The organism is Pseudomonas sp. lyk4-R2A-10 (genome assembly GCF_030209075.1).
GTDB lineage: Bacteria > Pseudomonadota > Gammaproteobacteria > Pseudomonadales > Pseudomonadaceae > Aquipseudomonas > Aquipseudomonas glycinae.
Genome location: NZ_JARVSR010000002.1, coordinates 128,336 through 149,218, shown reverse-complemented (window position 1 = coordinate 149,218; position 20,883 = coordinate 128,336). Strand labels below are relative to the sequence as shown.

Sequence of the window (20,883 nt, the reverse complement as noted above, 5' to 3'; positions counted from 1 at the left end):
CATGCTGATCCCCGTGATTCTGTCCGGCGGTGCCGGCACCCGTTTGTGGCCGGTGTCCCGGGAGGGCCATCCCAAGCCGTTCATGACCCTGCCCGACGGCCAGTCGCTGCTGGGCAAGACCTACCGGCGCGCCGCCGCGCTGCTGGACGGCTGGGGCGACATTGTCACGGTGACCAACCGCGAGTATTACTTCCAGAGCAAGGATCACTATCAGGCCGCGCACCTGTCCCGCCATCGCGGGCACTTCCTGCTTGAGCCCACCGGGCGCAACACCGCGCCGGCCATTGCGGCGGCGGCACTGTCGCTGCAAGCCCTGCACGGTGATGCGGCAATCATGGTGGTGATGCCCGCCGACCATTTGATCGTCAATGAAGAGGCGCTCAAAAGCGCGGTCGAACACGCGGTCAATCTGGCGAAGGACGGCTATCTGGTGACCTTCGGCGTGGTGCCGACCGCCCCGGAAACCGGTTTCGGTTACATCGAGACCGGCGCACCGCTCAACGACCGGGGCGCGGCCAAGGTGCAGCGTTTCGTGGAAAAACCCGACCTGCAAACCGCCACCCATTACCTGGAAAGCGGCAACTTCCTGTGGAATTCGGGGATGTTCTGCTTCTCCACCGCAACGGTGATTGCCGAACTGGCGCTGCACGCCCCCGAGTTGCTGGAACAGACGCGCGCCTGCATGGCCGCCAGCGAACCGGTGGAAACCGCCGGTTGTCTGCAACAGGAATTGTCCACGCAGCTGTTCGCCGAGATCACCGACATCTCCATTGACTACGCCTTGATGGAACGCTCGGAGAAAGTCGTGGTGGTACCCGCCGGTTTCGACTGGAGCGACATCGGATCGTGGAGCGCGGTCGCCGCGCTGGTGCCGGCCGACACCGATAACAACCGAGCCAGCGGCGAGGCGATCTTCATCGACAGCCGCAACAACTTCGTTCAGAGCGAAGGCCGGCTGGTGGCCGCCGTCGGTGTGGAAGACCTGATCGTCATCGACACCGCCGACGCGGTACTGGTAGCCCACGCCGACCGTGCGCAGGATGTGCGGCGGGTGGCCAAGCAGCTCAAGGACAAATCCCACGAAGCCTATCGCCTGCACCGCACGGTCAGCCGTCCGTGGGGCACCTACACGGTGCTCGAGGAAGGCCCGCGCTTCAAGATCAAACGCATCGTGGTCAAACCCGGCGGCAAGCTGTCGCTGCAGATGCACCATCACCGCAATGAACACTGGGTGGTGGTCGAAGGCATGGCCAAGGTCACCAACAACGGCAGCGGCACGACCCTGGTGGCGAAGAACGAATCGACGTTCATCGCCGCCGGTCACAAGCACCGTCTGGAGAACCCCGGCGTGATCGACCTGGTGATCATCGAAGTGCAAAGTGGCGAATACCTGGGAGAGGACGACATCGTCCGCTTCGAAGACCAATACGGCAGGACGGTGTGAATGCTGCTTTCCCTGTACCGCTCGCTGCACGACTATCGGGGTTTCATCCTCGGTAGCGTCAAGCGGGAGTTTCAAGCGCGGTATCGCAATTCGCTGTTCGGCGCGCTGTGGACGGTACTCAACCCGCTGTCGATGATCATCGTGTACACGGTGATCTTTTCCCACATCATGCGCGCCCGTCTGCCCGGCGTGGACGACGGCATGGCCTACAGCGTCTACCTGTGCGCCGGGCTGCTGACCTGGGGCCTGTTCTCGGAAATCACCCTGCGCAGCCAGAACATGTTTCTGGAAAACGCCAACCTGCTGAAGAAAATCAGCTTCCCGCGCCTCTGCCTGCCGGTGATCGTGCTGCTCAATGCCGGAATCAACTTCGCGATCATCATCGGCCTGTTCCTCGGCTTTCTGCTGATCACCGGACGCTGGCCGGGCATGGCCCTGCTGGCACTGGCGCCGCTGCTGGCGCTGCAAGTGCTGTTCTGCGCCGGATTGGGGATGATCCTCGGTGTGCTCAACGTGTTCTTTCGCGATGTCGGGCAATTGTTCGCCATCTGTCTGCAATTCTGGTTCTGGCTGACGCCGATCGTGTACCCGCTGAGCATCCTGCCCGAGTGGGTGCAGCGCCTGTTGCAGCTCAATCCGCTGACCAACCTGATCGGCAGTTACCAGAATCTGTTTCTCTATGGTCAGTGGCCGGTATGGAGTTCGCTGCTGCCGATCTTCGTGATCGGCCTGCTGTTGTGCGCGGTCGGCCTGCGCCTGTTTCGCCGGCGGGTCGGCGAAATGGTGGATGAACTCTGATGGGGCACATACGCGTCACAGGCCTGGGCAAGGCCTACAAGCAGTACCCCACCCGCTGGAGTCGCCTGGCCGAATGGCTGATTCCGTTTTCGCCGATGCGCCATCGCCAGCACTGGGTGCTGCAGGACGTGAATTTCGAAATCGCCCCCGGTGAAGCGGTGGGCATTGTCGGGGTCAACGGCGCCGGAAAAAGCACCTTGCTCAAGATGATCACCGGCACCACCCAACCGACCTGCGGCCAGATTCAGCTCGAGGGCCGGGTCGCGGCGCTGCTGGAACTGGGCATGGGTTTTCATCCGGACTTCACCGGTCGGCAGAATGCAGTGATGGCCGGGCAACTGCTGGGCATGCAGGTCGAAGACATCGAAGCACTCATGCCGGACATTGAACGCTTCGCGGAAATCGGCGAGGCCATCGATCACCCGGTGCGCACCTACTCCAGCGGCATGCAGATGCGCCTGGCCTTCAGCGTCGCCACCGCGCGACGCCCGGACATTCTGATCGTCGACGAAGCGCTGTCGGTGGGCGATGCCTACTTCCAGCACAAGAGCTTCGACCGCATCCGCAGCTTCCGCAAGGCTGGCACCACGCTGCTGATCGTGTCCCACGACCGCTCGGCGATCCAGTCGATCTGCGACTCGGCGATCCTGCTCGAAGGCGGCCACATGGTGATGCACGACAAGCCCGAAGCGGTCATGGATTACTACAACGCCCTGCTTGCTGAACGCGAAGGCCAGACCGTGCGCCAGGAACTGCTCGACGGCGGACAAGTGCGCACCGTGTCCGGCACCGGCGAGGCCGGGATCCTCAGCGTACGCCTGCTCGATGAACGCGAACGTTCCATCGACGCTGCCGAAGTCGGTCAGCCGGTGACCCTGGAAGTCGAGGTAGAGATTCGCCAGGACATCGAGCGGCTGGTGCTCGGCTTCATGATCAAGGATCGCCTGGGCCAGGCCATGTACGGCATCAATACCCACCGCCAGAATCAGGCGCTGGAAGACCTGCGTGCGGGCGAGCGCATCACCTATCGCTTCGCGTTCGTCATGGGCCTGGGCAAGGGCAATTACTCCGTGGCCCTGAGCCTGTCGCGACTGGACTCGCACCTGGACCGCAACTTCGAATGGCGTGACTACGGGCTGGTGTTCCACGTGATCAACAACCGTCAGGAAGATTTCGTCGGCTGTTCCTGGCTGGGCGCCAGCACCTCGATCACCCGCCACGCGGACAGCCTCGCGGAGCGTGCGCCATGACCCGCCTGCTGGTCGAATGCACCCACGTGTTCAAACACCCGAAGGTCAATTCGGGGATTCAGCGGGTGGTGCGCAACGTCATCAAACAGCTGCCGCCGAGCGCCGAAGGGGTCGAATGCGTGCCGGTGGTTCTGCTCAAGGGCCAGTTGTACCGAGTGAAGCGTCTGGCGCCGCTGGATTCGCCGCTGTTCAATGCCATCGTCACGTTTGGCGAGCGTCTGGAACGGCTGGCTCATCGTTTCTGGCAGCTGCATCAACGGCTGGACACCCGTTGCCGCACAAAACTGGCACGACGCGTGTTGTACGTCGGCTATCGCCTGACCTCGTTCGGTGCATTCGGGCTAACGCTGCGGCTGGTCGGGCTAGTCAATCGCTATCAAATGCCCCAACGCTGCGAGCCGCTGCAACACCAGCCGGGCGATCAACTGGTGCTGCTGGATTCGTCCTGGCATTCCGACTTTTTCCTGCATGCCGAGCGCCTCAAACAGGAAGGCATGGGCATCGTTGCGGTGATCTACGACCTGATTCCCTTGTCCCACCCGCAGTTCTATGACACGCGGCTGGTCGAGGTGTACAGCGAGTGGTTCGACTGGATCGCCCGCAACGCCGACGGCTTCATGGCCATTTCCGCCACCGTGCGTGATCAGCTGCGTGCAGAAATGCAGCGTCGCCTCGGGTCGGCACAAGTCGGCAAACGCTGGTTCGACTACTTTCACCTCGGTTCGGAGCTGGATCTGCAGAGCGTCGAAGCCGCCGTCGAACCACGTTTGCAACAGCTGTTCGCGACACCGGAGCCGATGTTCCTGATGGTCAGCACCATCGAGCCGCGCAAGAACCACGACTATCTGCTGGATGCCTTCGACCATGCCTGGGCGAACGGCTCGAACGCCCGGTTGTGCATCGCCGGGCGCATTGGCTGGAAGTGCGACGCACTGCTGGCCCGGATCCATCATCATCCCGAACTGAACCGACGCCTGTTCATGTTCAACGACTTGAGCGACACCAGCCTCGAACACGCCTACGCCCATGCCAGCGCGCTGGTGTTTCCCTCGTTCGTCGAAGGGTTCGGCCTGCCGCTGGTGGAAGCCATGCAGCGCGGGCTGCCGGCGATGGGCAGCGATATCCCGGTGTTTCGCGAGATCGGTGGCGAGTTCATGGCCTATTTCGACCTGCAGTCGCCACAAAGCCTCGCCGATCTGCTGCAGAGCTTTGAGCGCAGCGGTCGATTCCCCGCCGCCCGCGATGTCAGCGACTGGCAATGGATCGGCTGGCGTGAAGCCAGCGCGCAATTGGCCGAGCGTACCGCGCGCCATGTACTGGAGGCACCTCAGGTGCTGGCGAGGCAACATGCGCATAGCCCTTAACGCCCGCATTCTCCAGGCACCACGCACCGGTATCGGTCATTACGTGGCCGAACTGGTGAATGCCTTGCACGCTGAAACCGATATCGAAGTGGCGCTGTTCCACGGCTGGGGCTGGAGCTCGCAACTGCCGGAAGCGGCGATGCCCGGTTATTCGCGCCTCACGCCGCTGCTGCGACAGATTCCCGGGGCCTATCAGGCGCGCCGCTGGCTGGAGCAGAAGCGCTTCGATCAGGGCCCTGCGCAACCGGTCGATCTGTATCACGAACCGAGCCTGTGGCCGCTGGCCTTCGATGGCCCGACCGTGATTACCCTGCACGATCTTACGCACCTGCATTTCCCCGAGACTCAGCCGCCGGCACGGCTGCGGGAAATCGAACGGCGGCTCGCCGACGGCGTACGCCAGGCGCGGATCATTCTGACCGACTCGCAAGCCATCGCTGACGAGGCCCGGGACTATTTCGGACTGCCTGCCGAGCGCTTCGTGGTCGCGCCGCTGGGTGTTGCCGCGCGTTTCCATCCGCGCGATCCGCAAGACATCGATGCGGTGCTCAAGGCCCATGCGGTCGAGTACCGGGAGTATTTCCTCTGCGTCGGCACTCTGGAGCCACGCAAGAACCTGAACCTGGCCCTGCGCGCCCACGCGCTGTTACCGGACCCCGTGCGCCAGCGTTTCCCGCTGTTGATCGTCGGCATGGCCGGCTGGCAGCGCGACCAGTTCAGTGAGGAATTGAATCAGGCCCTGGCTTGCGGGCACATGTGCCTGCTCGGCTATCTTCCCGATGAGCAAGTCGCGCAATTGCTGGCCGGCGCCCGGGCGCTGATTTTTCCGTCGCTTTATGAAGGTTTCGGCCTGCCAGTGCTGGAAGCGATGGCCAGCGGCACGCCGGTGGTGCTCACCCGTTCTTCGGCCATGCCGGAAGTGGCGGGAGACGCCGGCAACTATATTGAAGCTGACGATGCAGACGGCTTGTGTAATGCGATGAGCCGACTGATCGATGATCAAGCGCACTGGCAGGCATGCCGGGAAGCCGGATTGCAGCAGGCACGGCTTTTTTCCTGGAAGCGTTGCGCGCAGGCCACGGCCGGCGCCTACCACCAGGCCATGGGAGGTTGAATGCGAGTTCTTCATTTCTTCAAGACGTACCTGCCTGACTCGGTCGGCGGTATCGAACAAGTCATCTTTCAACTCTGCGAGAGTGGCGCCCAACACGGTATCGAAGGCCAGGTGCTGACCCTCAGCGCCCATCCAGAACCTGCGGTGGTGCGTCTCGGCCAGCACGAGGTGCATCGGGCAAAACTGGATATCCAGTTCGCCTCTACCGGTTTTTCCTGGAGCGTGTTCAAACAGTTTCGCGAACTGGCCGCCGAAGCCGACGTGATCAACTACCACTTCCCGTGGCCGTTCATGGATCTGGTGCATTTCGCCAGCGGCGTAAACAAACCGACGGTGGTGACGTATCACTCGGACATCATTCGCCAGAAGCACCTGCTCAAACTCTATCGCCCGCTGATGAACCGTTTTCTCGCCAGTGCCGACCGGATTGTCGCGGCCTCGCCAAACTATCTGCACACCAGCGATGTGTTGCAGCAGTTCCAGGACAAGACCCGGGTCATTCCCTACGGTTTGAACAAGGCCGGTTATCCACAGCCCGACGTCGAACGCATGAACCGTTGGCGGCAGCAGCTTGGGGATAAGTTTTTCCTGTTTGTCGGGGTGATGCGTTATTACAAAGGCCTGCACATCCTGCTCGATGCCTTGAAAGACGTCGATTACCCGGTGGTGATCGTCGGCGCCGGCCCGCTGGAGCAGGAACTGCACGCCCAGGCCGCCGCGCTGGGTCTGCGTAACATTCATTTCCTCGGTCGTTTGAGCGACGAAGACAAGGTCGCCCTGCTGCAACTGAGCTACGCCATCGTCTTCCCGTCGCACCTGCGCTCGGAAGCGTTCGGCATTTCGCTGCTCGAAGGCGCGATGTATGGCAAACCGATGATTTCCAGCGAGATCGGCACCGGCACCAGCTACATCAATATCCACAACGAAACGGGACTGGTGGTGCCACCGAGTCATCCACAGGCGTTTCGCGAAGCAATGCGCAGCCTGTGGGAAAACCCGGCCCGCGCTGCCGAAATGGGCTTCAAGGCCGAGGCCCGCTATCGGCAGTTATTCACAGCCGATGAAATGGGCCGTAAATGGACCGAGCTGTATCAGGAGCTGCTGGAGGAAAAGGCATTGTCCTACGCCTGATCCGTTACAGATCCAGCACCAGCGGCTGGGCACTCTGGGCCGGCACCGCGCAGCAGATCAACACCTGCCCTTCCTCCGGTACTTCAGCCGGAGGCTGTGGATAATTCACCGCGCCGCTGATCAGCCGCGTCCTGCATGTGCCGCACGAACCACCGCGGCAACTGAATTCCGGCCGCAGGCCGCGGCTTTCCGCCAGCTCCAGCAGACTGCCGCCGTCGGGCTGCCAGCGCGCCTCCTTGGCCGAACGGTCGAACACCACCGGTACTGACGTGGTCGCGGCCGGCGGTTGTTCCATCACGATCGCGTCCGGATCGGCTTGGCGCTTGAGGGTCGAAGGACCAAAGGTTTCCGCGTGGATCTGCCCGTCACGCACATCCAGTTCGCGCAAGATGTCGTAGAGGCCTTGGGTAAAGCCGCCGGGACCGCAGAGCACGAAGTCGACCTGATCGAAGTCCTCGTCGGTCAGCAGATCGCGCAACAGATCGCCATCGATACGGCCACGCAGGTCGAAGTCTTTTCCTTCGACCAGATCGTCTTCCGGCTGGCTGAGCACTCGCAACACTTTCACGGCATCACCGGCATCCTCCAGCAAACGATCCACCTCTGCGCGGAACGGCTGGTCGGCGAGGCTGCGGGAACTCTGAACAAACAGGGTCGGGCGAATCCGCCGTGTCCGCAGGCCTTGATACACCACCTCACGCAGCATCGACAGCAACGGCGTGATGCCGACCCCGGCCGCCAACAGCACCAGTGGACGACGCTCCAGCGCCGCGACCGTGAAATGCCCCTGGGGCAAGCGCGCCTCCAGCACATCGCCCACACGAATCTGCTCATGCAGATGCGTCGACACCCGACCTTCACGTTTGACGCTGATCCGGAAGAAATCGTCCGACGGCGCACCCGACAGGCTGTAGGTGCGAATGTGCATCTCACCATCGAGGTTGAACCGCAGCGGCAGATGCTGCCCGGCGAGAAACACCGGCAGCCCCGCACCATCGTCCGGCTCCAGGTAGATCGAGCGGATGTGACGGCTTTCCATTTCGACTCTTGCCACGCGCAATGGCCGCCAGCTGTCCCCCAATGCCTTGGCCTGCAATCGTGCATCGGCCTGGGCCCAGTTACCGGTCAGCAGGCTGGTGGGCGACATCCCGTCGAAGCGCCAGCGCAGTGCCAGTGCCGCAGGACGCCGGACCAGTTTTTCCACCTCGAAAGTCCACAACCGTTCGGCGCCCTGGAAGGCCTCGATCTGCGGCGCCTCGAGAATGATCTCGGTGCGACCGCTGAGCTGCAACACATCACCTGTGGAAAAGTCGATGAACAGCAAGCCGGCCAAGGGATTGAGCAACAGATTGCCGAGGGTATTGAAGTGCAGGTTGCCGGCAAAATCCGGAATCGTCAGGCGATTGCCTTCGATCCGCACAAAACCGGGCTGACCACCGCGGTGGGAAACATCGACTGAACGCTCACCGTCGACATCAACGTAACTGGCTACGAAGAAGGTGTCGGCACTTTCAATCAGCGCAATGGCGGCGTCATCAAGGCTGTCACGGTGTTCGGCTTTGCGGGTCTGCGGGTCCGTCAGCGGCACTCGCTGAAACTGGCGCAACTGAATGTACTGCGGGCAGTTGCCGAACGACTGATCGACCGTCAGCCCGAAGCCGTTCGCGTCGAGATGATCGATGTGGCCATTGAGCCGATTGCGCCGGCGGGTGTGCAGTTCGATCCCAAGCAGACCGATCGCGGCGCCGGCGTGCAACTGTGCAGGATCATCAGCAGCCGGCAGACTGGCGAACTGCAGTTGCGTCGGCTCGGGAGAGTGAGCAAAGCCCGGCTCCCCCTCCAGCACACTGGCCCAGGGGCGACCTTCGGCATCCACCGCGCCGTACAGCATGAATGGCAATTGCTGATAGAACTGGCGGTGTTGATCCGGCATCCAGGTGCGAATCACCTTACGACCGAATTCCTCCATGCGCTCGGCAACGCCGACATGGGCCTGCAACTGTTGCTCGCCAGCGTGCCACGGTGAACGTTCCATCACGGTCTCTCCCCTGCGCCGTCGGCGCAGATTGAATGTCAGACGGTGGTTTGCAGGCCGGCAACGGTGCGCGGCATGCCGACAAAACCGGGCAGCGCTTCGATACGCGAGAGCCAGGCGCGAACGTTAGCGTAGTCGTCCAGCGATACATTGCCTTCCGGCGCGTGGGCGATGTAGCTGTAGGCCGAGACATCGGCAATGGTCGGCTCAGTGCCCGCCAAATACGGGGTTTTGCCCAGTTCCAAGTCCATCACCTTGAGAAAATTGTGCGCGCGGGTGATGACTTCCTCAGCGTTGAACTTCGCCCCGAACACCGTGATCAGGCGGGCGGCGGCAGGACCGAAGGCAATCGGCCCGGCGGCTGCCGACAACCAGCGCTGCACATGCGCGGCGCCGACCGGATCGCTTGGCAGCCAGCGGCCATTGCCGTATTTCTGTGCCAGGTAGACGAGAATCGCGTTGGAGTCGGCCAGTACCACGCCGTTGTCATCAATGGCCGGTACTTGCCCGAAGCTGTTGATCGCCAGGTAGCCGGGCTGTTTGTGCTCGCCTTTGGCCAGATCGACAAAGATCAGCTCGGTCGGCAGTTGCAACAGTGACAACATCAGCTCGACACGATGGGCGTGGCCGGAACGCGGGAAGTTGTAGAGTTTGATCGCTTGCATGGTCGACTCCGCTGGATGATGGCGCCGTTCAGGGTGGACGGCGGCCGTGGGAGCCATCTTCCACCTATCGTGAAAACAACAGAATCACCAGCAAATGCAATCCATTATTTCTCTGGATGAAATAAAGCGGCATTTTTCAAGGCGGGATGCTCACGCAATGCGTTCACCATGAAGTCGACAAAACTGCGCACCCGAGCCGGCGCCTTGCGCCCGCCCTGATACACCACGTGGATCGGCAGCGCAGGCAGTTCGAACTCGGCGAGGACGATTTCCAGTTCGCCGGAGGCGACCTTGCTGGCCACCTGATAAGACAGTACCCGGGTCAGCCCCAGGCCTAGCGACGCCGCCGTGATTGCAGCCTGATTGGCGGTGACCACCAGACGCGGCTCCGGTTTTACCCCAATCAGTTCACCGTGCTCCATGAACGGCCAACTGCGCTGCTGGCCGATGGCCGACGTCGCCACCACCGGCGCCCCGGCCAAGGCCTGCGGATGGGCAGGCCGACCATGGACCGCGAAGTATTCCGGCGAGCCGCAGATCACCCGCCGCACCTCACCGACCCGGATCGCATGCTGATTGCTGTCCGGCAACTCGCCGATTCGCACCGCGACGTCGACGCCCTCCTCGACCATGCTCACCACCCGGTCGAGCAACAGGGCATTGATGGAAACGTCCGGGTATTGCGTCAGATAACGCGCCATCACCGGCGTGACAAACAGTTCACCGAATAAAACAGGCGCCGTCACCGTCAACTGCCCGCGGGGCTGGGCATGACTGCCGGCAGCGGAATCCTCCGCTTCCTGCACCTCGGCGAGAATTCTCCGACAGTCTTCCAGATAACGCAGGCCCGCTTCGCTCAAATGCACACTACGAGTGGTGCGGATCAACAACTGCGTACCGATCCGCTGCTCCAGCCCCGCCACCGCCCGGGTTACGCTGGCTGCCGACAAACCCAGGCGCCGCGCGGCAGCGGAGAAGCCCTGCTCCTGGGCGACGATGGCGAAAACCTGCATTTCCTGGAAGCGATCCATGGTGCCCTCGATCCGGATAAAAAAATCGCAGCCGAAGCTGCGATTTTATGGGGTGATCAACTGTGGATAACTTATTCCACCGTCACCGACTTCGCCAGGTTACGCGGCTGATCCACGTCAGTGCCCTTGAGCACAGCGACGTAGTACGACAGCAGTTGCAGCGGAATGGTGTAGAGAATCGGCGACAGGATGTCGTGGATGTGCGGCATCTGCACCACGTGGGTGCCTTCGCCGTTGGTCATCCCGGCTTTTTCGTCGGCGAACACGATCAGTTCGCCGCCGCGGGCACGGACTTCCTGCAAGTTGGACTTGAGCTTCTCCAGCAGTTCGTTGTTCGGCGCGACGGTGACCACCGGCATGTCGTTATCCACAAGCGCCAGCGGGCCGTGTTTCAGTTCGCCGGCCGGGTAGGCTTCGGCGTGGATGTAAGAGATTTCCTTGAGCTTCAAGGCTCCTTCCATCGCCACCGGGAATTGCGCGCCACGACCCAGGAACAAGGTGTGGTTCTTCTCGGCGAACAGCTCGGCAATCTTTTCCACGGTGCCGTCCATCGCCAGGGCTTCGCCGAGGCGGGTTGGCAGACGGCGCAATTCTTCGACCAGTCTGGCTTCAACGCCATCGGCCAGCGTGCCACGTACCTGGCCCAGGGACAGCGTCAGCAACAGCAGACCCACCAGTTGCGTGGTGAAGGCTTTGGTCGAGGCCACGCCGATTTCACGACCGGCCTGGGTCAGCAGGGTCAGGTCCGACTCGCGCACCAGCGAACTGATGCCGACGTTGCAGATCGCCAGGCTGGCGAGGAAGCCCAGTTCCTTCGCGTTGCGCAGGGCGGCCAGGGTGTCGGCGGTTTCGCCGGACTGGGAGATGGTGACGAACAGGGTATCCGGCTGCACCACCACCTTGCGGTAGCGGAATTCACTGGCGACTTCGACCTGGCATGGAATCCCGGCCAGCTCTTCGAGCCAGTAACGGGCAACCATGCCGGCGTGATAGCTGGTGCCGCACGCCACGATCTGCACGTTGCGCACCTTGACGAACAGCTCGGCGGCCTGCGGGCCGAACGCTTGTACCAGAACCTGATTCTCGCTCAGGCGACCTTCGAGGGTACGTTGCACCACGACCGGCTGCTCGTGGATTTCCTTGAGCATGTAGTGGCGGTACTCGCCTTTTTCTGCCGCTTCGGCGCCATCGCTGTACTGCACGGTCTGGCGCTCGACCGCCTGGCCGTTCACGTCCCAGATCTGCACGCTGTCACGGCGAATCTCGGCGATATCGCCCTCTTCCAGGTACATGAAGCGGTCGGTCACCTGACGCAGGGCCAATTGATCGGAGGCGAGGAAGTTCTCGCCCAGGCCCAGGCCGATCACCAGCGGACTGCCACTGCGGGCAGCGACCAGACGATCCGGCTGCTGCGCGTTGATTACCGCCAGACCGTAAGCACCGTGCAGTTCCTTGACGGTGGCCTTGAGGGCAACGGTCAGATCGTGCAGATCCTTGAGCTTGTGGGTGAGCAGGTGTGCAATGACTTCGGTGTCGGTGTCCGAGGTGAACACGTAACCCAGCGCCTTGAGTTGTTCGCGCAGCGCTTCGTGGTTTTCGATGATGCCGTTGTGCACCACGGCGATGCCGCCGGAGAAATGCGGGTGGGCGTTACGTTCGTTCGGCGCACCATGGGTTGCCCAGCGGGTGTGGGCAATACCGAGGCGACCGACCAGTGGGTGCTCGGCCAGCGCAGCATCCAGTTCACTGACCTTGCCCACCCGGCGCGTGCGCTCGAGGGTTCCGTCGTTGGTCAAGACAGCGACGCCTGCACTGTCATAGCCCCGGTATTCCAGACGCTTGAGGCCTTCGAGCAGGATGGCGGTGATATTACGTTCAGCAACGGCGCCGACAATTCCACACATGCTTATTTCTCCTGACTGACAGTCGCGCAAATCAAGTTGATACCGCGAGCCTGAATCTGATCGCGTGCATCTAAAGGCAGGCGATCATCGGTAATTAGGGTATGGACACTGCTCCATGGCAGCTCCAGGTTGGGAATCTTGCGGCCGATCTTGTCGGCTTCGACCATCACGATCACTTCCCGCGCCACTTCCGCCATCACCCGGCTCAGGCCGAGCAATTCATTGAACGTGGTGGTACCACGTACCAGGTCGATGCCATCGGCACCGATAAACAACTGGTCGAAGTCGTAAGAGCGTAGTACCTGCTCGGCGACCTGGCCCTGAAAGGATTCCGAGTGCGGATCCCAGGTGCCGCCGGTCATCAGCAGCACAGGCTCGTGCTCGAGCTCACTCAGGGCGTTGGCCACGTGCAGGGAGTTGGTCATCACCACCAGTCCCGGCTGCTGGCCGAGCTCGGGGATCATGGCGGCGGTGGTGCTGCCGCTGTCGATGATGATGCGGGCGTGTTCACGGATGCGTTTGACCGCAGCCCGGGCAATCGCCTGCTTGTATTTGGAAACGTTGAGGCTGGTGTCTGCCACCAGCTCCTGCGGCATGGTGATGGCTCCGCCGTAGCGACGCAGCAGCAGGCCATGACTTTCCAGGGCAGCGAGATCCTTGCGAATCGTAACTTCGGAAGTTTCGAAGCGCTTGGCCAGTTCATCCACACTCACCTCGCCCTGCTCATTGAGCAAAGCCAGAATGTTGTGACGGCGCTGAGGTGTGTTGCGTTTCGACATGGCTGACTAAGTTTCGATTCGAAAGATAACGGAAGCAATCAAAACCTATCAGCTGCAAATCGTCAAGCCGACGCCCATAAAAAAAGACCGCTGGCGGCGGTCTTTTTTGATTCCAGCGTTGTGGATAACTCAGCTCTTCTTGATCTTCTCTGGCCGCTTCCAGCCATCGATGTTCTTCTGCCGCGCACGACCTACGGCCAATTGCGCGTTATCCACATTCTGGGTGATGGTTGAACCGGCTGCGGTGGTTGCACCGGCAGAGATATCCACAGGCGCCACCAGCGAGTTGTTGGAACCGATGAACACATCCTCACCCAGCACGGTTTTCCACTTGTTGGCGCCGTCGTAGTTGCAGGTGATGGTGCCGGCGCCGATGTTGGTGCGGGCACCGATCTCCGCATCGCCCAGATAAGTCAGGTGGCCAGCCTTGGCGCCCTCCCCCATCCGGGCGTTTTTCAGTTCGACGAAGTTACCCACATGGGCGCGGGCCTCCAGCACAGTGCCCGGACGCAGACGGGCAAACGGGCCGGCATCGCTGCCTTCGCCCAACACCGCACCTTCGATGTGGCTGTTGGCCTTGATCACCACGCCTTTGCGCAGGGTGCTGTCCTTGATCACGCAGTTCGGGCCGATGACTACGTCGTCCTCAATGACGACCTTGCCTTCGAGAATCACGTTGATGTCGATCAGGACATCGCGACCCACGGTCACTTCGCCACGTACATCGAATCGGGCCGGGTCGCGCAGGGTGACACCCTGAGCCATCAGTCGACGACCGGCGCGCAACTGGTAATGACGCTCCAGCTCGGACAGTTGTTTGCGATCGTTGGCGCCCTGCACTTCCATCGGGTCGTGAGGTTGTTCGGTGGCGACCGTCAGGCCGTCGCTGACTGCCATCTCGATCACGTCGGTCAGGTAATACTCGCCCTGCGCGTTGTTGTTCGACAGGCGACTCATCCAGTCCGCCAGGCGATTGGCCGGCACCGCCAGGATGCCGGTGTTGCCTTCAGTGATCGCCCGCTGTGCTTCGCTGGCGTCCTTGTGTTCGACGATCGCGGCGACCTTGCCATCGGCATCGCGCACGATGCGACCATAACCGGTCGGGTCGTCCAGCTCGACGGTGAGCAAACCCATCTGCCCGGGTACAACGTGCATGAGCAGACGCTGCAGGGTCTCGACTTCGATCAACGGCACATCGCCGTAGAGAATCAGTACGGTATCGGCGGTGATGAACGGAACAGCCTGGGCGGTGGCGTGGCCAGTGCCCAGTTGCTTGTCCTGCAGCACGAAATTCAGATCGTCAGCGGCCAGACGCTCGCGTACCACATCAGCGCCGTGACCGATGACGACATGAATGCGCTGTGGATCAAGTTGACGGGCGCTGTGGATAACATGGCCAAGCATGGAATCGCCGGCAATCGGGTGCAGCACTTTTGGCAGCGCGGAACGCATGCGGGTGCCTTGACCGGCCGCGAGGATAACGATTTCAAGAGACATGACTGGCTACCAATCCTGGGTGGTCAGCAACTGCGACCGGGTTTGTAGAATTCTGAAAAGAAAAAAGGGTAGCCGAGGCTACCCTTTTTTATCAATCGCACAACAAGTGGCTGACGGATTAACCGCCAAACTTCTTGCGGATCTGCTGGACGGTGCGCAGCTGAGCTGCAGCCTCGGCCAGACGTGCGGACGCAGCTCCGTAGTCGAAATCTGCGCTCTTCTCATGCAGAGCAGCTTCGGCAGCCTTGAGAGCTGCTTGAGCCTGAGCTTCATCCAGGTCGGCGGCACGTTGCACGGTATCGGCAAGCACCTTGACCATGTTCGGCTGAACCTCGAGGAAACCACCGGAGATGTAGAACACCTCGGCTTCCCCGCCTTGCTTGATCAGGCGGATCGGACCTGGCTTCAGATTAGTGATCAGCGGCGCGTGGCCCAGAGCGATACCAAGATCACCCAGAGCACCGTGCGCAATCACCATCTCGACCAGGCCGGAAAAGATTTCTCCTTCCGCGCTGACGATGTCGCAATGGACTGTCATAGCCATCTGATTGCCTCAACCTAAATTAGCGCCCGTTGCCGGGCGCCTGGATTACAGTTTCTTGGCTTTCTCGATCGCTTCTTCGATGCCGCCGACCATGTAGAACGCTTGTTCTGGCAGGTGGTCGTAGTCACCGTTGAGGATGCCTTTGAAGCCAGCAATGGTGTCTTTCAGGGAAACGTATTTACCCGAAGCACCGGTGAAGACTTCAGCCACGAAGAACGGCTGCGACAAGAAGCGCTGGATCTTACGAGCACGGTTTACCAACTGCTTGTCGGCTTCCGACAGCTCGTCCATACCCAGGATCGCGATGATGTCCTTCAGCTCTTTGTAACGCTGCAGCACGTACTGAACACCACGAGCGGTCTCGTAGTGATCGTTGCCGATCACGTTCGGGTCCAGCTGACGCGAAGTCGAGTCCAGTGGGTCTACCGCCGGGTAGATACCCAGAGAAGCGATGTCACGGGACAGAACGACGGTGGCGTCCAGGTGAGCAAACGTGGTCGCTGGCGACGGGTCAGTCAAGTCGTCCGCTGGTACGTATACGGCCTGGATCGAAGTAATCGAACCTTGCTTGGTCGAAGTGATGCGCTCTTGCAGCACGCCCATCTCTTCAGCCAGGGTCGGCTGGTAACCTACTGCCGAAGGCATACGGCCCAGCAGTGCGGATACTTCGGTACCGGCCAGGGTGTAACGATAGATGTTGTCGACGAACAGCAGAACGTCGTTACCTTCGTCACGGAACTTCTCGGCCATGGTCAGACCGGTCAGCGCTACGCGCAGACGGTTTCCCGGTGGCTCGTTCATCTGACCGTAGACCAGGGCTACCTTGTCGAGAACGTTGGAGTCCTTCATCTCGTGGTAGAAGTCGTTACCCTCACGAGTACGCTCACCCACACCGGCGAACACGGAATAACCGCTGTGCTCGATGGCGATGTTACGGATCAGTTCCATCATGTTTACGGTCTTGCCTACACCGGCACCACCGAACAGACCGACTTTACCGCCCTTGGCGAACGGGCAAACCAGGTCGATAACCTTGATGCCTGTTTCCAGCAGCTCGTTGCCACCGGCTTGTTCAGCGAAGGAAGGAGCGGCGCGGTGGATACCCCAGCGCTCTTCTTCGCCGATCGGGCCAGCTTCGTCGATCGGGTTGCCCAGTACGTCCATGATCCGGCCCAGAGTCGCTTTACCGACCGGTACGGAGATGGCTGCGCCAGTGTTGTTGACGTCCAGACCGCGCTTCAAGCCTTCGGTGGAGCCCATCGCAATGGTACGAACCACGCCGTCGCCCAGCTGCTGCTGAACTTCCAGAGTGGTTTCGGCGCCTTGAACCTTCAAGGCGTCGTAGATGCTCGGTACGCTGTCGCGTGGAAATTCCACGTCGATAACGGCGCCGATGATTTGAACGATACGTCCGCTACTCATAGCTGGATCCTCTGAATATTTGAACCGTTAAACCGCGGCAGCGCCGCCGACGATTTCCGAGATCTCTTGGGTGATCGCAGCCTGACGCGCCTTGTTGTAGATCAGCTGCAAATCGCTGATCAAATCACCGGCGTTGTCGGTAGCGTTCTTCATCGCGATCATCCGCGCAGCCTGTTCAGCCGCGTTGTTCTCGACCACCGCCTGGTACACCTGCGACTCCACGTAACGCACCATCAAGCCGTCAAGCAGCTCTTTGGCGTCTGGTTCGTAGAGGTAGTCCCAGTGGTGCTTGAGTTCTTGATCCGGGGTCGCCACCAGTGGAATCAACTGCTCCACGGTAGGCTGTTGCGTCATGGTGTTGATGAACTTGTTGGATACCACGGACAGGCGGTCAATACGGCCGTCCAGATAGGCATCCAGCATCACCTTGACGCTGCCGATCAGATCATTGATCGACGGCTCTTCACCCAGGTGGCTGATAGCTGCAACGACGTTACCGCCGAAGTTGCGGAAAAAGGCCGCACCCTTGCTACCAACGACACACAGATCGATCTCGACGCCGTTTTCGCGGTTTACCGCCATGTCCTTGACCAGGGCCTTGAACAGGTTGGTGTTCAAGCCGCCGCACAGACCACGGTCACTGCTCACTACGACATAACCGACGCGCTTTACTTCGCGATCGATCATGAACGGGTGGCGGTATTCCGGGTTGGCGTTGGCCAGATGCCCAATTACCTGGCGGATACGCTCCGCATAAGGACGGCTAGCAGCCATGCGCATTTGTGCCTTGCGCATTTTGCTGACCGCCACTTTTTCCATGGCGCTGGTAATTTTTTGCGTGCTTTTGATGCTCGCAATCTTACTGCGAATCTCTTTTGCGCCTGCCATGTAACACCTATCAGGTTAGCAAGCGGGAGCCTTGCGGCTCCCGCTGCGGCTTACCAGGTTTGGGTGGCCTTGAACTTCTCGATACCAGCCTTCAGGCCAGCGTCGATTTCGTCATTGAAGTCACCTTTAACGTTGATCTTGGCCATCAAATCGGCGTGATCGCGGTTGAAGAAAGCGATCAGCGCTTGTTCGAAGCTGCCGATCTTGGTGATTTCGATGTCGGTCAGGAACCCACGCTCAGCGGCATACAGCGACAGCGACATGTCGGCGATCGACATTGGCGCGTATTGCTTCTGCTTCATCAGCTCGGTAACGCGCTGACCATGCTCAAGTTGCTTGCGGGTCGCTTCGTCCAGGTCAGAAGCGAACTGGGCGAATGCCGCCAGTTCACGGTACTGAGCCAGAGCGGTACGGATACCACCGGACAGCTTCTTGATGATCTTGGTCTGAGCGGCACCACCCACACGGGATACCGAAACACCGGCGTTCACTGCAGGGCGGATGCCCGAGTTGAACATGGCCGATTCCAGAAAGATCTGACCGTCGGTGATGGAAATCACGTTGGTCGGAACGAACGCGGAAACGTCGCCAGCCTGGGTTTCGATGATCGGCAGTGCGGTCAGGGAACCGGTTTTGCCGGTCACTGCGCCGTTGGTGAACTTCTCTACGTACTCTTCGGAAACGCGGGATGCGCGCTCCAGCAGACGGGAGTGGAGATAGAACACGTCGCCTGGGTAAGCTTCACGGCCTGGTGGACGGCGCAGCAGCAGGGAAATCTGGCGGTAAGCCACTGCTTGCTTGGACAGATCGTCATAAACGATCAGCGCGTCTTCACCGCGGTCGCGGAAGAATTCACCCATGGTGCAACCGGAGTACGGAGCCAGGAATTGCAGTGCTGCAGATTCCGAAGCGCTCGCTGCAACGATGATGGTGTTAGCCAGTGCACCGTTTTCTTCCAGCTTGCGAACCACGTTGGCGATGGTCGATTGCTTCTGACCGATTGCCACGTAGACGCAGAAAATGCCGCTGTCTTTCTGGTTGATGATCGCGTCGATCGCCAGAGCGGTTTTACCGATCTGACGGTCACCGATGATCAGCTCACGCTGGCCACGGCCGACAGGGATCATGGCATCGACAGCCTTGTAGCCAGTCTGTACAGGCTGGTCTACCGACTTACGCCAGATCACGCCCGGAGCAACTTTCTCGACCGCGTCGGTCTCGGTGTTGCCCAGTGGACCTTTGCCGTCAACAGGGTTACCCAGTGCGTCGACAACGCGACCCAGCAGTTCCTTACCAACCGGAACTTCGAGGATGCGGCCGGTGCACTTGGCGCTCATGCCTTCAGCCAGAGTCGTGTATGCGCCCAGTACAACGGCACCTACGGAGTCTTGCTCCAGGTTGAGGGCCATACCGTAGACGCCGCCCGGAAACTCGATCATCTCGCCGTACATGACGTCGGCCAGACCGTGAATCCGCACGATACCGTCAGATACGCTGACGACAGTGCCTTCGTTACGGGCTTGGGAGGTCACATCGAGCTTTTCGATGCGGCCCTTGATAATTTCACTTATTTCGGAAGGATTGAGTTGCTGCATTGCTCTGCTGCCCCTTCAAACTCAAGATTTCAATGCTTCGGCAAGTTTCGCGATTTTGCCGCGAATCGAGCCATCGATAACCAGGTCGCCGGCGCGGATGACCACCCCCCCGATAAGGGAGCTGTCTTCCTCGACTTGCAGGCGCACTTCCCGGTTGAGTCGTGCACTGAGAACCTTGGCGAGTTTGTCTTGCTGTTCTTGGTTCAATGCAAAAGCACTGGTCACTTCAACGTCTACCGATTTCTCTTGCTCGGCCTTGTACAGGTCAAACAGAGCGGCGATCTCCGGCAGAAGCGGGAGACGGTCGTTTTCGGCAACGACATTGATGAAGTTCTGTGCCTTGGCATCAAACTTGTCGCCGCACACGTCAATGAACGTGGCGGCCTTTTCTGCGCTCGTCAGTCGCGGGGCCTTGAGCACGCGCTGCATGGTGTCGTCTTGCGACACCGCTGCTGCCAGGCCGAGCATGGCTGACCAATTGGCCAGTTGCTGGTGGGCCTGAGCGTGCTCGAAGGCCGCCTTAGCGTAAGGTCGGGCCAACGTGGTCAGTTCTGCCATGATCGCCCTCGCTTAGATTTCAGCAGCCAGTTGGTTAACCAGCTCTGCGTGCGCGTTTTGATCGATTGTGGCACCCAGGATCTTCTCGGCGCCGCCGACAGCCAGCAAGCCCACTTGGGCGCGCAGCTTGTCTTTGACGCTGTTCAGTTCCTGTTCGATCTCGGCTTGAGCCTGAACCTTCACACGGTCAGCGTCGATGCGGGCCTTTTCAACGGCCTCTTCGACAATCTGGTTACCGCGTTTCTTGGCTTGCTCGATGATTTCAGCTGCCTGAGCTTTCGCTTCGCGCAGTTGCTGACCCGCTTTTTCTTGGGCCAACTCCAGGTCGCGAGCTGCACGGCTGGCAGCGTCCAGACCATCAGCGATCTTCTTTTGACGTTCGTGCAGAGCTGCGATGACCGGAGGCCATACGAACTTCATGCAGAACAGTACAAAAATCAGGAACGCAACGGACTGGCCAATCAGGGTCGCATTAATGTTCACGCCAACACCTCGCAGTTACGTTGTCCATCACACCAAATCACTCGGAGATCCGAATGATTAGCCAGCGATCTGACCAACGAACGGGTTCGCAAAGGTGAAGAACAGAGCGATACCAACACCGATCATGGTTACGGCGTCGAGCAGACCGGCAACGATGAACATTTTAACTTGCAGCATTGGAACCATTTCTGGCTGACGCGCTGCGCCTTCCAGGAACTTGCCGCCCAGCAGGCCGAAACCAATTGCGGTACCCAGTGCGCCCAGGCCGATCAACAGTGCAACAGCGATAGCGGTTAGACCAACTACAGTTTCCATCTTTCCTCCCGACTTTTACGTCGTATGGTTTAGGTTTTTTAGATTAAAGCGGTAAAACAAATCGTT

19 protein-coding genes are annotated in these 20,883 nt (G+C 60.4%); 6 read left to right on the top strand and 13 right to left on the bottom strand.

What is annotated here, in order from left to right; translation table 11 throughout:
* Nucleotide 1: 1 nt before the first annotated feature.
* The 6 genes from QRN46_RS02930 to QRN46_RS02905 are packed head-to-tail and all read left to right on the top strand — an operon-like array spanning nucleotide 2 to nucleotide 7,101.
* Complete coding sequence (locus tag QRN46_RS02930; RefSeq protein WP_011336674.1) at nucleotides 2-1,444, top strand: mannose-1-phosphate guanylyltransferase/mannose-6-phosphate isomerase; 1,443 nt, start codon at nucleotides 2-4, stop codon at nucleotides 1,442-1,444.
* Nucleotides 1,445-2,242 carry an ABC transporter permease gene (locus QRN46_RS02925; RefSeq protein WP_085686105.1) on the top strand — a complete coding sequence of 266 codons (798 nt, stop codon included), beginning with the start codon at nucleotides 1,445-1,447 and terminating at the stop codon, nucleotides 2,240-2,242.
* Entirely contained in the window at nucleotides 2,242-3,492 is a 1,251-nt protein-coding gene (locus tag QRN46_RS02920) for an ABC transporter ATP-binding protein (RefSeq protein ID WP_011336676.1), read from the top strand. The genes QRN46_RS02925 and QRN46_RS02920 overlap by 1 nt, the downstream gene beginning before the upstream one ends.
* Nucleotides 3,489-4,856: a glycosyltransferase family 4 protein gene (locus QRN46_RS02915; protein ID WP_285354257.1), complete on the top strand. Its 1,368-nt coding sequence runs from the start codon at nucleotides 3,489-3,491 to the stop codon at nucleotides 4,854-4,856. Before QRN46_RS02920 ends, QRN46_RS02915 begins: the two co-directional genes overlap by 4 nt.
* Entirely contained in the window at nucleotides 4,840-5,970 is a 1,131-nt protein-coding gene (locus tag QRN46_RS02910) for a glycosyltransferase family 4 protein (protein ID WP_285354256.1), read from the top strand. Before QRN46_RS02915 ends, QRN46_RS02910 begins: the two co-directional genes overlap by 17 nt.
* Complete coding sequence (locus tag QRN46_RS02905; protein ID WP_285354255.1) at nucleotides 5,971-7,101, top strand: glycosyltransferase family 4 protein; 1,131 nt, start codon at nucleotides 5,971-5,973, stop codon at nucleotides 7,099-7,101.
* A 4-nt stretch (nucleotides 7,102-7,105) separates the two neighbouring features.
* Here the strand turns inward: QRN46_RS02905 and QRN46_RS02900 are convergent, their stop codons facing one another.
* The 13 genes from QRN46_RS02900 to atpE form a co-directional block, all read right to left on the bottom strand.
* Entirely contained in the window at nucleotides 7,106-9,136 is a 2,031-nt protein-coding gene (locus QRN46_RS02900) for a 2Fe-2S iron-sulfur cluster-binding protein (RefSeq protein WP_285354254.1), read from the bottom strand.
* Between the two features lie 38 nt (nucleotides 9,137-9,174).
* Nucleotides 9,175-9,801 carry a glutathione S-transferase family protein gene (locus QRN46_RS02895; RefSeq protein WP_041475473.1) on the bottom strand — a complete coding sequence of 209 codons (627 nt, stop codon included), beginning with the start codon at nucleotides 9,799-9,801 and terminating at the stop codon, nucleotides 9,175-9,177.
* Between the two features lie 104 nt (nucleotides 9,802-9,905).
* Nucleotides 9,906-10,832 (bottom strand): LysR family transcriptional regulator, encoded by a 927-nt coding sequence (locus QRN46_RS02890; RefSeq protein ID WP_285354253.1) that lies wholly within the window; start codon nucleotides 10,830-10,832, stop codon nucleotides 9,906-9,908.
* 71 nt (nucleotides 10,833-10,903) lie between these two features.
* A complete protein-coding gene (glmS, locus tag QRN46_RS02885; RefSeq protein ID WP_011336713.1) occupies nucleotides 10,904-12,736 on the bottom strand; it encodes a glutamine--fructose-6-phosphate transaminase (isomerizing) in 1,833 nt (610 codons plus the stop codon).
* 2 nt (nucleotides 12,737-12,738) lie between these two features.
* Nucleotides 12,739-13,515: a DeoR/GlpR family DNA-binding transcription regulator gene (locus QRN46_RS02880; RefSeq protein WP_285354252.1), complete on the bottom strand. Its 777-nt coding sequence runs from the start codon at nucleotides 13,513-13,515 to the stop codon at nucleotides 12,739-12,741.
* Between the two features lie 129 nt (nucleotides 13,516-13,644).
* Nucleotides 13,645-15,012 carry a bifunctional UDP-N-acetylglucosamine diphosphorylase/glucosamine-1-phosphate N-acetyltransferase GlmU gene (gene glmU, locus QRN46_RS02875; RefSeq protein WP_201819690.1) on the bottom strand — a complete coding sequence of 456 codons (1,368 nt, stop codon included), beginning with the start codon at nucleotides 15,010-15,012 and terminating at the stop codon, nucleotides 13,645-13,647.
* A 118-nt stretch (nucleotides 15,013-15,130) separates the two neighbouring features.
* The gene (locus QRN46_RS02870; protein ID WP_007954164.1) at nucleotides 15,131-15,556 is read right to left on the bottom strand and encodes a F0F1 ATP synthase subunit epsilon; all 426 of its coding nucleotides are present in this window, start codon (nucleotides 15,554-15,556) and stop codon (nucleotides 15,131-15,133) included.
* A gap of 45 nt (nucleotides 15,557-15,601) precedes the next feature.
* Nucleotides 15,602-16,978, bottom strand: coding sequence for a F0F1 ATP synthase subunit beta (atpD, locus tag QRN46_RS02865; RefSeq protein ID WP_007954162.1), 1,377 nt, complete (start codon nucleotides 16,976-16,978; stop codon nucleotides 15,602-15,604).
* A 27-nt stretch (nucleotides 16,979-17,005) separates the two neighbouring features.
* Nucleotides 17,006-17,866, bottom strand: coding sequence for a F0F1 ATP synthase subunit gamma (gene atpG, locus QRN46_RS02860; RefSeq protein WP_007954161.1), 861 nt, complete (start codon nucleotides 17,864-17,866; stop codon nucleotides 17,006-17,008).
* A 50-nt stretch (nucleotides 17,867-17,916) separates the two neighbouring features.
* Nucleotides 17,917-19,461, bottom strand: coding sequence for a F0F1 ATP synthase subunit alpha (gene atpA, locus QRN46_RS02855; protein ID WP_011336716.1), 1,545 nt, complete (start codon nucleotides 19,459-19,461; stop codon nucleotides 17,917-17,919).
* 21 nt (nucleotides 19,462-19,482) lie between these two features.
* Nucleotides 19,483-20,019 (bottom strand): F0F1 ATP synthase subunit delta, encoded by a 537-nt coding sequence (locus QRN46_RS02850; RefSeq protein ID WP_011336717.1) that lies wholly within the window; start codon nucleotides 20,017-20,019, stop codon nucleotides 19,483-19,485.
* A gap of 12 nt (nucleotides 20,020-20,031) precedes the next feature.
* The gene (locus QRN46_RS02845; RefSeq protein WP_011336718.1) at nucleotides 20,032-20,502 is read right to left on the bottom strand and encodes a F0F1 ATP synthase subunit B; all 471 of its coding nucleotides are present in this window, start codon (nucleotides 20,500-20,502) and stop codon (nucleotides 20,032-20,034) included.
* Between the two features lie 57 nt (nucleotides 20,503-20,559).
* The gene (atpE, locus tag QRN46_RS02840) at nucleotides 20,560-20,817 is read right to left on the bottom strand and encodes a F0F1 ATP synthase subunit C (protein ID WP_003097235.1); all 258 of its coding nucleotides are present in this window, start codon (nucleotides 20,815-20,817) and stop codon (nucleotides 20,560-20,562) included.
* Nucleotides 20,818-20,883 lie beyond the last annotated feature (66 nt).